This window comes from Micromonospora sp. CNZ322 (genome assembly GCF_007827755.1).
The window spans coordinates 48,496-63,132 of the sequence record NZ_VITD01000021.1 but is presented as its reverse complement, the minus strand read 5'-3'; the positions used below and the strand labels follow the sequence as shown (position 1 = coordinate 63,132).

The following is a 14,637-nucleotide window of genomic DNA, read 5'->3' as shown; positions in this document are numbered from 1 at the left end:
GCTGAGCGTACCCTAGGCTACGGGTTGCGTCGATTGGTGCGTCGATAAATGGAGGAGGGCCGGTGGAAACTGATCTCACCGCTGCCTATGACCGGTGCCGTGAGCTGCACAAACGCCACGGCCGCACCTACTATCTCGCCACCCGTCTGCTCCCCGCTTGGAAACGACGACATGTGCACGCCCTCTACGGGTTCACGCGGTACGCGGACGAGATCGTCGATAGCACCGAGGACCTGCCGCCGGCCGAGCGGGCCGCTCTGCTGGACCGCTGGGCCAGCCAGTTCGTGGCCGGTCTGCACGGCGCGCCGGTCGACGACCCGCTGTTGCCGGCCGTGCTGCACACCATCGCCGTCTTCGGTCTCGACCGGGACGACTTTGCGTCGTTTCTGAAGAGCATGGCGATGGACCTGACCGTCACCGCGTACCCGACCTACGACCACCTGCTCGACTACATGGAGGGCTCGGCGGCGGTCATCGGCACCATGATGCTGCCCATTCTGGGCAGCTCGGACCCGGTGGCGGCCCGGGAGCCGGCCCGGCAACTCGGCTTCGCCTTCCAGCTCACGAATTTCATCCGGGACGTCGCCGAGGACCTCGACCGGGGCCGCACCTACCTGCCGGACGAGGACATGGCGAAGTTCGGGGTCACCCGCGAGGAGTTGGCCGAGGCCCGCGCCCGGGGCCGCGTCACCCCCCGGATCCGCGAGCTGATCGAGTACGAGGTGACCCGCGCCCAGGCCCACTACGCCGCGGCCGCACCGGGCATCACCATGCTGGCGCCCGCCTCGCAGGCCTGCATGCGCACCGCGTACGTGCTCTACGGCGGCATCCTCGACGAGGTGGCCGCGCAGGACTACGACGTCTTCGTCCGGCGGGCCCTGGTGCCGCAGCGGAGACGGATGGCGGTGGCCGCGCGGGCCCTGCTCAGCTCGACCGGTACGCCGGTCGTCATCCCCGGGCCGACGATCCAGCCGGAGAGCCGGTGACAGCGAGCACGGCGATCGTGCTCCTCACCCGCGACCTGCGGGTGCACGACCACCCGGCGCTGGCCACCACCTGTGCGGCCTTCGACCAGGTGGTGCCGCTGTACGTGCTCGACCCGGCGCTGGCCGACCTCTCCGCCAACCGCACCCGCTTCCTGCACCAGGCCCTCGCCGACCTGCGCGACCAACTCCGTGAGCGTGGTGGCGACCTGGTGGTCCGGCACGGCGACCCGGTGGCCGAGACGATCCGGTTGGCCGGCGAGGTCGGGGCCACCGCCGTCGCGCTCTCGGCGGACGTCAGCCACTACGCCGTCCGCCGGGAGCGGCGACTACGCGCCGAGTGCGAGCGGCACCGGCTGCACCTGCGACTGTTTCCCGGGCTGACAGTGGTCGAGCCGGGCGCGTTGCGGCCCGGTGGCGGCGGTGACCACTACCGGGTGTTCAGCCCGTACCACCGGGCCTGGGCGGCCAACCGGTGGCGCGAGGAGCTGGCCGCGCCGCGTCGGATCGTGCTGCCCGATCGGGTACGCGTGGGTCGGTTGCCGACGCTGCCAGCCGGCGACTCGCCCGACGCGGCCAGTGGTGGCGAGCGGATCGCCCGGCAGCGGCTCACCGACTGGCTGCCCGACCTGCCCCGGTACGGCGACCAGCACGACGACATGGCCGGCGACGACACGTCCCGGCTCAGCCCGTACCTGCGCTTCGGCTGCGTGTCGCCGCTGGCGGTGGCAAACCGCGCCGGCGACCGGTCCGGCCCGTTCGTCAGGCAGCTCTGCTGGCGGGACTTCTACTACCAGGTCACCGCCGCCTTCCCCGAGATCTCGACAGCGGCGTACCGGCGGGGTGCCGCCGAGCAGTGGCGCTACGACGACGACGCGTTGGCGGCCTGGACGGAGGGACGCACCGGGATGCCGATCGTCGACGCCGGGATGCGGCAGCTGCTGGCGCAGGGGTGGATGCACAACCGGGCCCGGCTGATCACCGCCGGCTACCTGACCAAGCACCTCGGGCAGGACTGGCGGTCCGGGGTGGCGGTGTTCTTCCGCTGGCTGCTCGACGGGGACGTGGCGAACAACTCCGGCAACTGGCAGTGGGTCGCCGGCACCGGCAACGACACGAAGCCCTACCGGGAGTTCAACCCGGTCCGGCAGGCCGAACGGTACGACCCGGACGGCGACTACGTGTGCCGGTGGGTGCCGGAGTTGGCGACAGTGCAGGGCAGGGCCGTCCACCAACCGTGGCGGCTGCCGGAGGCCCTGCGCCAGACGCTCGACTACCCACCGCCCCTCTCGGTACCGGGCACCGACCCCGTCTGGCTGCGCTGATCAGAGCACCGAGTGCAACGCCTCGACCAGCTCGTCCACCCGGTCGTGCTCGGCGAGGTGCGCCGTGGCGTACGCCAAGGTGTAGCCCCGCTCGGGGTCGGCCCACGCGCTGCTGCCGCCGATGCCACCCATGCCCCAACTGCCGTCCGGCTCCCACTGCATGCCCAGGGTCCAGTGGGCGTCGCGGTCCAGCACCAGGTCGGGCCCGTCGTACTGGACCCGGGTCGCCTCCGCCACCAGCTCCGGGCTGAACAGCCGAACCCCGTCCAGGACACCACCGGCAAGCAGGCCGGCGTAGAGCCGGGCCAGGCTGGACGCGGTGGCGTGCAGGTTGACCGCAGGCACCTCCGCGCCCCGCCACAGCGGGCTGTTCAGCACGGCCAGGTCCAGCCCACCGGTCGGGTTGCCCATCGCCCGCGCCCGCATCGAGCCGGGCTCACCGAGCGCCCGGGCCGGCCATCCCGGGTCGCCGTACCGAAGGTCCGCGCAGCGCAACTGGTCCGCCTCGGTCAACCCGAAGCCGAGGTCGAGTTGCCACCGGTCGGCGATCTCCTCGGCCAGGAAACGGCCCACCGACCGTCCGTCGACGCGGCGGACCACCTCGCCCACCAGATGCCCGTACGTCCAGGCGTGTTCCCCGGCGACAGTGCCCGGCGACCACTCGGGGTCGGCGGCGGCCAGGTCGCCGGTGAGCAGCGTCCAGTCGGCGACCGCGGCGGCCGGTCGGGGCACCGGGAAGGCCGGCAGCCCGGCGGTGTGCGACAGCACCTGACGCACTGTGGCGGGTGTGCGGAATTCCGGCCAGTACCGGTCCATCGGCGCGTCGAGATCGACAGTTCCCCGGTCGACGAGCAGCAACAGGCAGAGCGCGGCCACCGGCTTGCCGACCGAGTAGACGTTCACCAGCGTGTCCGGCAGCCACGGCTCGCCGCCCGGCCCGTGGCCGCTGCGGCAGCCGCCGGTGAGGTCCACGACCGGCTGCCCGTCGTACCAGATGGTCAGGGCTGCGCCGGTTTCCCGGCCGGAGGCGAGCAGGTCGTGGAAGCAGTCCCGGACCGGAGCGAAGCGTGCGTGCATCGGGCCACGGTAAGCCGTCCGGGGCGGTGAGCGTGCCGACTTTTCCGCTGACCCCGGTGGTTGGGGTGGTGTCGCTGGGGGATGCTGTTCGGTGTGGCGGAGCCGGAGCTGGTGGATGTGGTCGTGGTCGGGCTCGGGGTTGGCGGCGAGGAGGTGGCTGAGCGACTTGCCGAGGCCGGCCTGAACGTCGTCGGCGTCGAACGGGATCTCGTCGGCGGGGAGTGCCCGTACTGGGGCTGCATCCCGAGCAAGATGATGATCAGAGCCGCCAACGCTCTCGCCGAGGCTCGCCGGGTCGACGGGCTCGCCGGGACGGCGCAGGTCCAACCGGACTGGGCGCCGGTGGCGAAGCGGATCCGCGAGGAAGCCACCGACACCTGGGACGACACGGTCGCGGCGGAGCGGTTCGTCGGCAAGGGTGGCCGACTCGTGCGGGGCAGCGGCCGGCTCGACGGTCCGCGCCGGGTTCGCGTCGGAGACCAGGTGTTCGAGGCCCGACACGGGGTGGTGCTGGGCACCGGTACCCGTCCGTCGGTGCCGCCGATCGACGGCCTGGCCGACACGCCGTACTGGACCAACCACCAGGCGATCGAGGTCGAGGAGCTGCCGGAGTCGCTGCTCGTGCTGGGTGGCGGAGCGATCGGCCTGGAGTTGGCGCAGGTCTTCGCCCGCTTCGGGGTCCGGGTCACAGTGGTCGAGGCGCTCGACCGGGTGCTGGCCATCGAGGAACCCGAGGCGTCCGAGGTCGCCGCGGCGGCGCTGCGCGCCGACGGCGTGGAGATCCACACCGGGGTACGCGCCGAACGCGTCGAGCACGACGGGACCAGGTTCACACTGCGCGGTGGCGGCGGCGCCGAGTTCACCGCCGACCGGCTGCTGGTGGTGACCGGGCGCAAGGCTCACCTCGCCGAGCTGGGCCTGGACACGATCGGCCTGGACGCCAGCCAGCGTTACCTCCCGGTCGACGACCGTCTGCACGTCACCGACCACGTCTGGGCGGTCGGCGACATCACCGGCGAGGGCGCCTTCACGCACATCGCCATGTACCAGGCGGGGATCGTGATCGCCGACATCCTGGCCCGCGCCCGGCAGGCGAAGGCGGGGGCGGACGCCAGCGGCACGTCCAGCGTGGTCGGCGGAGCGATGGGCGCGTCCAGCTCGCTGGCCGCCAGCGGATCGAGCGGATCGGCCGGCACCGTCCCGCGAGCCGACTACCGCGCGCTGCCCCGGGTGACCTTCACCGATCCCGAGATCGGCGCGGTCGGGCTCACCGAGCAGCAGGCCCGCGAACGCGGCATCAACGTGCAGGTGGGTTTCACCAAACTCGCCAGCTCGACCCGCGGCTGGATCCACCGGGTCGGCGACGACGGTTTCATCAAGCTCGTGGCGGACGCCGACCAGGGCGTGCTGATCGGCGCGACCTCGGCCGGCCCGGCCGGCGGCGAGGTGCTGTCCGCGCTGGTGGTGGCGGTGCACGCGGCGGTGCCGCTGAGTCAGCTCCGGCACATGATCTACGCGTACCCGACCTTCCACCGGGCCATCGAAACCGCCCTACGCGACCTGTCCTGACCCAGCCCTCGTCGACGCCCCCGCACACCGCGCCTCGCGGTGTCCCCCGCGCGCGGTGTCCCCCGCGCGCGGTGGCCGGGCATGATCCACTCGCGTTTCAGGAAGTCGCGGTATCCGGGGCACCGGGACAGCGCGATATCAATGAAACCGAGTCGATCAGGCAGCCCGCCAGCAAGCGGCAGGCATTTTGCTGTTCATTTCTTTCACGCAGATGACGTACGATTGCGACCGTGACCAAGCGGTTGACGGAAGTTGCCAAGAAGGCGGGCGTCAGCGAGGCCACCGTCAGCCGGGTGCTCAACGGCCGCGACGGGGTCTCCGAGGCGACCCGCACCGCCGTGCTGACGGCGCTGGACGTGCTCGGTTACGAGCGGCCGACCAAGCTGCGCGGCGAACGCGCCCGGTTGGTCGGGCTGGTGCTGCCCGAGTTGCAGAACCCGATCTTCCCTGCGCTGGCCGAGGTCGTCACCGGCAGTCTCGCCCAGCGCGGCTACACCCCGGCGCTCTGTGCCCGGACCATCGGCGGGGTCTCCGAAATGGACTATGTGGAGATGCTCCTCGACCACCAGGTCTCCGGGGTGATCTTCGCCGGTGGCTCGTACGCGCTCGCCGACGCCCGACACGACCACTACCGTCGGCTGACCGATCGGGGTCTTCCGGTCGTTCTGGTCAACGCCGGTGTGGAGGAGTTGGGCTTCCCCCGGGTCTCCACGGATGACGCCGTGGCGGTGGAGCAGGCGTACGGGCACCTGCGCTCGCTCGGGCACGAACGGATCGGGATGGTGCTCGGTCCGGAGGGGCATGTGCCGTCGCGGCGCAAACTGGACGCGATGATCCGGGCCGCGGGCTGGGACGAGGGCGACAACGAGCGCGTCGAGCGTTCCAGCTTCTCCATGGAGGGGGCGCGGGTCGCCGCGACGAAGCTGGTCGAGCGTGGCGTGACCGGCATCATCTGCGCCAGCGACGTGCTCGCGTTGGGCACGATCCGTGCGGCTCGGCGACTGGGTCGGGCGGTGCCGACCGACGTGTCGGTGGTCGGCTACGACGACTCGGCGTTCATGACCTGCACCGACCCGCCGTTGACCACTGTGCGACAGCCGATCGAGACGATGGGGCAGGCCGCCGTGGATCTGCTGGTCACCCAGATCGAGGGTGCCGGCGTGCTGCACGACGAGCTGCTGTTCGAGCCGGAGTTGGTGGTGCGGGGTTCCACCGCGCCCGCCCCGGGCCGCTAGGCACCACACCGAACGACGCTTCGGCCGTCGACCGCCTCTCGCGGTCGGCGGCCGTTTTCGTCGTTGCTCGCCATGGTCGACATCGACCGGCCCGAATGACCGGTCATAAGGGATCAATAGCCGACAAGCCGGGCTGCTTTCAGCGACTTGCCAACATCTGTCGTCATCACGTCGTGTCCTTTCGGAACAGGGTCGATACCTTGCCGAAATGAGTCGGCCTCGCTACAGTGACTCCACTCACACCTGGCTCCGACGCAGCTACTGGGCGTCAGGTCGTATCACCGCAGATCAGCGAAGGTCATTGGAGACACCCGTTCCCGAAGGGATGGACAGATGTCCGTACCGCAATACCGAAAGGCTGCGGCGGTTGCGCTCGTGGCCGGCCTGGGGCTCAGCCTCACGGCATGCTCCACGAAGAGCGACGACAAGGGCTCGAACGCCAGCGGCAAGGTCACCATCACGGTCGACTGCCAGCCGGTCGGCGCCCAGAAAGAGCTGTTGAAGAACTGGAACGACGACGTCGCCGAGTTCCAGAAGCAGAACCCGGACATCACCATCAAGAGCGTCAGCGTCGGCGAGCAGTGCAACAACCCGCCGGACTTCACCGCCCGCCTCGCCGGCGGCACCGTGACCGACGTCTTCTACGGGTACATGACCGATCTCCAGCAGGTGCTCGACTCCGGTCAGGCGATGGACATCAGTCAGCACGTCAACAAGGACGCGATCTCGACCTGGGACAGCGTCGACCCGGCGCTCAAGGAGGTCTTCACCGACGGCGGCAAGCTCTACGCCGTTCCGGTGAAGAACTACTCGATGGGCCTGGTCTACAACAAGGCCCTGTTCCAGCAGGCGGGGCTGGACGTGAACAACCCGCCCAAGACCTGGGCCGAGGTCCGTGCCGCCGCCAAGAAGATCTCCGCGCTCGGCAACGGCATTGCCGGCTACTCGGAGTACAGCGCCGGCAACACCGGCGGCTGGCACTTCACCTCCCTGCTCTACTCGCAGGGCGGCCGTGTGCTGACCGAGGACGGCAAGAAGGCCGACTTCAACAACGCCATGGGCAAGCAGGTCCTGCAGAACCTCAAGGACATGCGGTACGGCGACAACAGCATGGGTGCCCGTCAGCTGCTCCAGTGGGGCGACCTGCTGACGAACGCCGGCGCGGGCAAGGTCGGCATGTTCATCGGCGCGCCGGACGCCACCCAGGCGATCGTCAGCCAGTTCCAGGGCAAGTTCCAGGACTGGGCGATGGCCCCACTGCCCGGCCAGGACGGCGCGGCGAAGGGGACGCTCGGTGGTGGAGAGGGCTACTTCTTCAAGAAGGACCTCACTCCCGAGCAGGTCAAGGCCGGCCTGAAGTGGATCGCGTACCAGAAGCTCACCCCGGGCAAGGGCCAGTTCGACTACGTGCGGGCCAAGCCGCAGAACTACCCGGTCGGTCTGCCCCAGCCGCTGCTCTTCGCCAACGGCAGTGACGCGCAGAAGCAGGAGCTGGAGCTGCGTAAGGCGAACGCGAACGTCGACACCGCGAACTTCGCGCTCTTCGAGGCGACCCCGGTTCCGATCAAGGGTGAGCCGCGCAACGCCCAGGCCGTCTACGCGGTGCTCGACGCCGCGATGTCGGGTGTGCTGACCAACCCGAACTCGAACATCGACGCACTGCTCAAGACCGCCGAAGAGAAGGTCAACCAGCTCCTCGCCGCCGAGAGCTGACCGATCGTGTGGGGGTCGGGACGCCGACCCGACCCCCACGCCACTCGCACCGCATCTCGACGTCACCGACTCACCCAGGAGTTGCCTTGGCGATCACCACCGTCCCGGAGACCCCCAGGAAACCGGGCCGCCCGCCGTCGCCGTACTCGGCGAGGCCGCAGCGCACCAGCCTCGGCCGCAAGGTACGGGACAACCTCACCGGTCACGCGTTCCTGATCGGGGCGGTGCTCTGCTTCGTCGTCTTCTCCTGGTACCCGATGGTCCGCGGCATCATCATGAGCTTCCAGCGGACCCGGCGCGGCGAGACCACCTGGGTGGGCTGGGACAACTACTCCCGCATCATCGCCGACCCCAGCTTCTGGACGGCCTGGCAGAACACCTTCTACTTCACGGTCCTGGCGCTGGCCCTCGGGTACGTGGTGCCGTTCTTCGTGGCGATCCTGCTCAACGAGTTCCGCCACGCCAAGGGGTACCTGCGGATCCTGGTCTACCTACCGGTGATGCTGCCGCCGGCCTCCGCGCTGTTCCTCTTCAAGTTCTACGCGTACGACCCGAGCGAGGCCGGGCTCTTCAACGCGATCCTCAAGGCACTGCACCTGCCCACCTCGCAGTGGATGCAGTCGCCCGAGATGACGATGCCGGCCATGGTGCTCGCGTCGACCTGGATGAACATGGGCGGCGCAGTGCTGATCTACCTGGCGTCGTTGCAGAACATCCCTGGTGAGCTGTACGAGGCGGCGGAGCTCGACGGCGCCGGGATCTGGCGCCGGATCATCCACGTGACGATCCCGCAGACCCGGTTGATCCTCGCGCTCCTGGCGATGTTGCAGATCGTCGCCACGATGCAGCTCTTCATCGAGCCACTGATCCTCGCCAACGGCGCGGGCGCGGAGGACTCGGCGACCTCGGTGGCGTACCTCATCTACCAGCACGGGTTCTTCCAGAACGACCTCAACGGCGCCGCCGCCCTGGGCGTGATCATGCTCGTGGTGCTGGCCGGCTTCTCCGCCGTGTACGTGCGGCTGACTGCGAAACAGGACTAGGACGGCGAGGAATGGCACAGGATTCCGGAACCCGGACCCTCATCTCCCAATCCCAGCTCAGCCGGGGGCGCGGCCGGGTCATCTACTGGACGTTGCTGGTCGTGGTCGTGGCGGGGTTCACGCTCGTCTTCCTCGGACCGCTCTACTGGATGGTCACCGGCGCGCTCAAGTCCGGCCAGGAGATCGCCCAGACCCCACCGTCGCTGTTCCCGAAGGACCCGCAGCCGCAGAACTACATCGACGCGTGGAACAACCTGGCCCTCGCCAAGCTGCTCTTCAACACCTTCTACTACGCCATCGGCGCGGTGCTGTTCCAACTGGTCTTCGACACCGCCGCCGCGTACTCGCTGTCCAAGCTTCGACCGATCTTCGGCAACGTGATCCTCGCCCTGATGCTGGGGACGCTGATGATCCCGGCGATGGTCCTCATCGTCCCGCAGTACGTGACGGTGATCGACCTGCCGATCGTGCACATCAACCTGCTCGACTCACCGTTCGCGATCTGGTTGCCTCTGGTCGCCAACGCGTTCAACATCTTCCTGTTGAAGCGGTTCTTCGACTCTATCCCCGAGGAGCTGATGGCGGCCGCCCTGATGGACGGGGCGACGTCGCTGCGCACGCTCTGGTCAATCATCCTGCCGCTGTCGCGCCCCATCCTCGGCGTCGTCTCGATCTTCGCCGTGACGGCGGTCTGGAAGGACTTCCTCTGGCCGAAGCTGGTCATGCCGTCACCCGAGACCCGGACGGTCAGCGTCGGCATCTACGCCTTCGCGGGTGGCACACCGATGAACGTGGTGATCGCCGCGTCGGTCATCGCCGCGATCCCCACTGTCATCATCTTCCTGATCTTCCAGCGGAACATCATGTCCGGTCTGACCACGGGCAGCATCAAGGGCTAGTGACCACCGGTCCTCCCGCGCGGCGAACAACGACCGTTCGCCCGACACATAACCAGGTCCGGCGAACCCGCCGACGTACTGACGCAGAAAGCAGGTGCTCGTGTCCACAGCTGACAGAAGTCCGTGGTGGCGTGGAGCCGTGATCTACCAGGTGTATCCCCGGAGCTTCGCCGACGGTAACGGCGACGGCATCGGTGACATCGCCGGCATCCGTTCCCGGCTGAACCACCTGTCCGCGCTCGGCGTCGACGCGATCTGGTTCAGCCCCTGGTACCCGTCCCCGATGGCCGACGCCGGCTACGACGTCTCCGACTACCGCGACATCGACCCGGTCTTCGGCACCCTGGCCGAGGTGGAGGCGCTGATCGCGGAGGCGCACGCGCTGGGCATCCGGACCATCGTCGACGTGGTGCCCAACCACTGCTCCGACGCGCACCCCTGGTTCCAGGCAGCGCTCGCCGGCGGCCCCGGCGCACCCGAACGGGACCTGTTCTGGTTCCGACCCGGCCGGGGTCCCGACGGCGACGAACGACCCACCGACTGGGTCGGCGAGTTCGGCGGCGAGACCTGGACCCGCACCACAAACCCGGACGGCACCCCCGGCGACTGGTACCTGCACCTGTTCGCCCCCCAGCAGCCGGACTTCAACTGGGACCACCCCCGGGTGCGGGAGGAGTTCGAGGACATCCTGCGGTTCTGGTTCGACCGGGGCGTGGACGGCATCCGGATCGACTCGGCCGGGCTCCTGGTCAAGGACGGGACGCTGCCCGAGGTCCGCGAGGACAAGCCGCACCCGTTCCACGACCTCGACGGGGTGCACGAGATTTACCGGGGCTGGCGTCGGGTCGCCGACGAGTACGCCGACCGGGCGCTGATCGGTGAGGTGTGGCTGCCGGACCGGCAGCGGTTCGCCAACTACCTGCGCCCGGACGAGCTGCACGCCGCGTTCAACTTCGACTTCCTCGGCTGCGCCTGGGACGCCGAGGCGCTGCGCGAGAGCATCGACGGGACGCTGAGCGCGCACGCGCCCGTCAACGCGCCGGCCACCTGGGTGCTCTCGAACCACGACGTCACCCGGCACGTCACCCGCTACGGTCGCGCGGACACCCGGTTCAGCTTCGCCGCCAAACGCGAGGGCATCCCCACCGACCTGGAGCTGGGCACCCGCCGGGCCCGCGCCGCCGCGCTGCTCTCGCTGTCGCTGCCCGGTGCCGCCTACGTCTACCAGGGCGAGGAACTGGGCCTCTACGAGGTCGAGGACATCCCGTACGCGATGCGGCAGGACCCCATGTGGGAGCGGTCCGGCCGGATCGACCCCGGTCGGGACGGCTGCCGGGTACCGCTGCCGTGGGCCGGGGACGAGCCGCCGTTCGAGTTCAGCCCTGAGGGTGCCGCGGCGCCCTGGCTGCCGCAGCCGGCCGACTGGAAGGACCGGACAGCCAGCGCGCAGACCGGCGACTCGGCCTCGATGCTGGAGCTGTACCGGGCGGCGATCCAGGCCCGAAAGGCCGACCCGGCGCTCGGTGACGGTGAGCTGACCTGGTTGCCCGCCCCGGACGGGGTGCTGGCGTTCAAGCGCGGCGGTGGCTTCACCTGCCTGGTCAACCTGTCCGCCGCGCCGGTGCCGATGCCAGCTCAGGGGGAGTTGCTGCTGGCCAGCGGGCCGCTCGACGACGGGTTGCTGCCGTCCGACACGGCGGTCTGGCTGCGTACCGCCGAATCCACCGACGGGCCGCGTGGGGCGGACGGCCCGGCCTGACCTGACTCTGCTCGCCGTGGTGCCGGCGGCCCGTCCCGGCCGCCGGCACCACACCACCAGGAAGGGAGAACCGAGGGGGACGCGCGACACCGCACCGACACGGGGGGATCTGGCCTGCCTGACGAAAGGGAGAGCGCAGCTCATGGCCAACCACACCACCGGCACCCCGCACCACCTTCGACACCCGACCCGGGCACTGTTGGCCGCCATCGCCGCCGCCCTGCTCGCCGCCACCTCGGTGACCGCCCTCGCGGTCACCGGCACCGCGACCCCGGCCTCGGCGGCGGGGTTGTCCCCCTTCGACATCCCCAACCGGGGCGCCACGGTTCCGTTCGTCGAGCAGGAGGCGGAGGAGACCGCCCACAACGGCACGAAGATCGGCCCGGACCGGCGCTACGGCACGCTGCCGTCGGAGGCGTCCGGCCGGGAGGCGGTCACCCTCGACGCCGTCGGCGAGTACGTCGAGTTCACCCTCACCGCTCCGGCCAACGCTGTCACCTTCCGCTACAGCCTGCCGGACAGCCCGGCCGGCACCGGCCGCGACGCCGCCATCGACCTGCGGGCCAACGGGGCGCTGCTGAAGTCGGTACCGGTGACGTCGAGGTACGGCTGGTACTACGGCGGATACCCGTTCAACAACAACCCGGGCGACACCAACCCGCACCACTTCTACGACGAGACCCGGGCGCTGTTCGGCAGCACCCAGCCGGCCGGCACGAAGATCCGGCTTCAGGTCTCCTCGACAGCCCAGTCGCCCACGTTCACCATCGACCTGGCCGACTTCGAGCTGGTCGCCCCGGCGATCACGAAGCCCTCCGGTGTGCTCGACGTGGTCACCGACTTCGGCGCCGACCCGAGCGGCGCCACCGACTCGACGGCGAAGTTCCAGGCGGCGGTCGACGCCGGCAAGGCCCAGGGCCGGGCGGTCTGGATTCCGACCGGCACCTTCACGCTCTGGGACCACGTGGTGGTCGACGGGGTGACGCTGCGAGGCGCGGGGCCCTGGTACTCGGTGCTCGGTGGCCGGCACCCCACCGAGCGGAACAGGTCCGTCGGCATCTACGGCAAGTACGTCCCCGGTGGCGGCTACACCGGCCCGGTCCGGGCACACGAGGCGAACGGGCCCAGCCGCAACGTCACGCTGCGGGACTTCGCCATCATCGGCGACATCCGCGAGCGCGTCGACGACGACCAGGTCAACGCCCTGGGCGGGGCGATGACCAACTCGGTGGTGGACAACCTCTGGCTGGAGAACACCAAGGTCGGGGCGTGGATGGACGGCCCGATGGACAACTTCACCATCCGCAACAGCCGGATCCTGGACCAGACCGCTGACGGGGTGAACTTCCACACCGGCGTGACCAACTCGACGGTGACGAACACGTTCGTCCGCAACACCGGTGACGACGCGTTGGCGATGTGGGCGCAGAGCGTGCCGAACGTCAACAACTCCTTCACCCGCAACACCATCGGGGTGACCCTGCTGGCGAACCACCTGGTCAGCTACGGCGGTCGGGACATCAAGATCACCGACAACGTGACGGCCGACTCGCTGACAAACGGCGGTGGCATCCACGTCGCGAACCGCTACCCCGGCGTGCAGGGCGCCACCGGAGTCCAGGGCACCTGGACGATCGCCCGCAACACGTTGATCCGTAACGGCAACTCGGACTACAACTGGAACTTCGGTGTCGGGGCGATCTGGTTCTCCGCGCTCAACGAGGCGTTCCAGAACCCCACCATCAACATCACCGACACCGACATCCTGGACAGCTCGTACGCGGCGCTGCACTGGATCGAGGGCCAGACCAACGGGATCAACCTCACCAACGTACGGATCGACGGCGCCGGCACGTACGCGCTCCAGGTGCAGGCGAACAGCCAGGTGTCGTTCACGAACGTGCGGGCCACCAACATCGCGCAGAGCAACCCGATGCACAACTGCGTGGGCGCCGGCTTCCAGATCACCCAGGGCTCCGGCAACTCCGGCTGGTACACCCCGACCCCGTACTGCGGCCCGTGGCCGAACCCCCAGTGGGGTGGCGGACCCACCTCGCCGCCGCCGACCACCCCACCGCCCACCACGCCGCCGCCGACCACCCCGCCGCCGACCAGCGGAAACCTGGCACTGGGCCGCTCGACGACAGCGACCAGCACCAACCAGAACTACACGGCCGCCAACGTGGTGGACGGCAACGCGTCGACGTACTGGGAGAGCGCCAACAACGCCTTCCCCCAGTCGGTCACCATCGACCTGGGCGCGTCCCGGTCTGTCGACCGGGTGGCGCTCAAGCTGCCCAGCGGTTGGGAGCAACGCACCCAGACCCTGTCGGTGCTCGGCTCCACCGACGGCTCGTCGTACACCACACTGGCGTCGTCCGCCGGTCGGGTCTTCGCCCCCGGTACGGGCAACACGGTGTCGATCGGGCTGCCCTCCGGTGACCGCCGCTACATCCGGGTCACCGTCACCGGCAACTCCGGCTGGCCGGCCGCGCAACTCTCTGAGGTCGAGGTGTACGGCGGCACCCAGACCACCCCGCCGCCGACCACGCCACCGCCGACCACCCCGCCCCCGACCACGCCGCCGCCCAGCGGCAACCTGGCGGCCGGACGGTCGATCACCGAGACCAGTCACTCCGACGTGTACGCCGCCACCAACGCGGTGGACGGCAACGCGAACACCTACTGGGAGAGCGCCAACAACGCGTTCCCGCAGTCGTTGACAGTGGACCTGGGCGCCGACCGGTCGGTGTCCCGGGTCGTGCTGAAGCTTCCACCCTCATCGGCCTGGCAGACGCGCACGCAGACGCTGGCGGTGCTCGGCTCCACGAACGGCTCGACGTTCAGCACGCTGAAGGCGTCCGCCGGCTACAGCTTCAACCCGGCCAGCGGCAACACGGTCACCGTGACCTTCACGGCGACCACCCAGCGGTACCTGCGGCTGACCGTCACCGGTAACAGCGGCTGGCCAGCCGGCCAGCTCAGCGAGTTCGAGATCTACTCCAGCTAGGTCGGGTGCCCCCGCCCGGACCGG

General features: G+C 69.7%; 10 protein-coding genes. 9 read left to right on the top strand and 1 reads right to left on the bottom strand.

What is annotated here, in order from left to right:
- Positions 1-62 precede the first annotated feature (62 nt).
- Together FB453_RS31745 and FB453_RS31740 are read left to right on the top strand one after the other, a co-directional pair.
- Positions 63-986 (top strand): phytoene/squalene synthase family protein, encoded by a 924-nt coding sequence (locus FB453_RS31745; protein ID WP_145796201.1) that lies wholly within the window; start codon positions 63-65, stop codon positions 984-986.
- Complete coding sequence (locus tag FB453_RS31740) at positions 983-2,308, top strand: cryptochrome/photolyase family protein (RefSeq protein ID WP_145796199.1); 1,326 nt, start codon at positions 983-985, stop codon at positions 2,306-2,308. The genes FB453_RS31745 and FB453_RS31740 overlap by 4 nt, the downstream gene beginning before the upstream one ends.
- Here the strand turns inward: FB453_RS31740 and FB453_RS31735 are convergent, their stop codons facing one another.
- A complete protein-coding gene (locus tag FB453_RS31735; RefSeq protein WP_145796196.1) occupies positions 2,309-3,385 on the bottom strand; it encodes a serine hydrolase domain-containing protein in 1,077 nt (358 codons plus the stop codon).
- 81 nt (positions 3,386-3,466) lie between these two features.
- Between FB453_RS31735 and FB453_RS31730 the strand changes: the two genes are divergently transcribed.
- From FB453_RS31730 to FB453_RS31700, 7 genes are all read left to right on the top strand, one after another.
- Complete coding sequence (locus FB453_RS31730; RefSeq protein ID WP_181541763.1) at positions 3,467-4,954, top strand: dihydrolipoyl dehydrogenase family protein; 1,488 nt, start codon at positions 3,467-3,469, stop codon at positions 4,952-4,954.
- Positions 4,955-5,184: 230 nt separating this feature from the next.
- Positions 5,185-6,189: a LacI family DNA-binding transcriptional regulator gene (locus FB453_RS31725; RefSeq protein ID WP_145796194.1), complete on the top strand. Its 1,005-nt coding sequence runs from the start codon at positions 5,185-5,187 to the stop codon at positions 6,187-6,189.
- Between the two features lie 333 nt (positions 6,190-6,522).
- Entirely contained in the window at positions 6,523-7,902 is a 1,380-nt protein-coding gene (locus FB453_RS31720) for an extracellular solute-binding protein (RefSeq protein ID WP_145796192.1), read from the top strand.
- Between the two features lie 86 nt (positions 7,903-7,988).
- Positions 7,989-8,945, top strand: a complete 957-nt coding sequence (locus FB453_RS31715) for a carbohydrate ABC transporter permease (RefSeq protein WP_145796190.1) — start codon at positions 7,989-7,991, stop codon at positions 8,943-8,945.
- 11 nt (positions 8,946-8,956) lie between these two features.
- Entirely contained in the window at positions 8,957-9,844 is an 888-nt protein-coding gene (locus tag FB453_RS31710) for a carbohydrate ABC transporter permease (protein WP_112586245.1), read from the top strand.
- 139 nt (positions 9,845-9,983) lie between these two features.
- On the top strand, positions 9,984-11,603 hold the full coding sequence (locus FB453_RS31705) for a glycoside hydrolase family 13 protein (RefSeq protein WP_486480557.1): 1,620 nt from the start codon (positions 9,984-9,986) through the stop codon (positions 11,601-11,603).
- Between the two features lie 142 nt (positions 11,604-11,745).
- The gene (locus FB453_RS31700) at positions 11,746-14,613 is read left to right on the top strand and encodes a galactose-binding domain-containing protein (protein ID WP_145796187.1); all 2,868 of its coding nucleotides are present in this window, start codon (positions 11,746-11,748) and stop codon (positions 14,611-14,613) included.
- Positions 14,614-14,637 lie beyond the last annotated feature (24 nt).

Excerpts from the sequence above, each read along its gene's own strand:
- FB453_RS31735 (WP_145796196.1), bottom strand. The coding sequence starts at position 3,385 with ATGCACGCACGCTTCGCTCCGGTCCGGGACTGCTTCCACGACCTGCTC.
- FB453_RS31730 (WP_181541763.1), top strand. The coding sequence starts at position 3,467 with ATGCTGTTCGGTGTGGCGGAGCCGGAGCTGGTGGATGTGGTCGTGGTC.
- FB453_RS31720 (WP_145796192.1), top strand. The coding sequence starts at position 6,523 with ATGTCCGTACCGCAATACCGAAAGGCTGCGGCGGTTGCGCTCGTGGCC.
- FB453_RS31710 (WP_112586245.1), top strand. The coding sequence starts at position 8,957 with ATGGCACAGGATTCCGGAACCCGGACCCTCATCTCCCAATCCCAGCTC.
- FB453_RS31700 (WP_145796187.1), top strand. The coding sequence starts at position 11,746 with ATGGCCAACCACACCACCGGCACCCCGCACCACCTTCGACACCCGACC.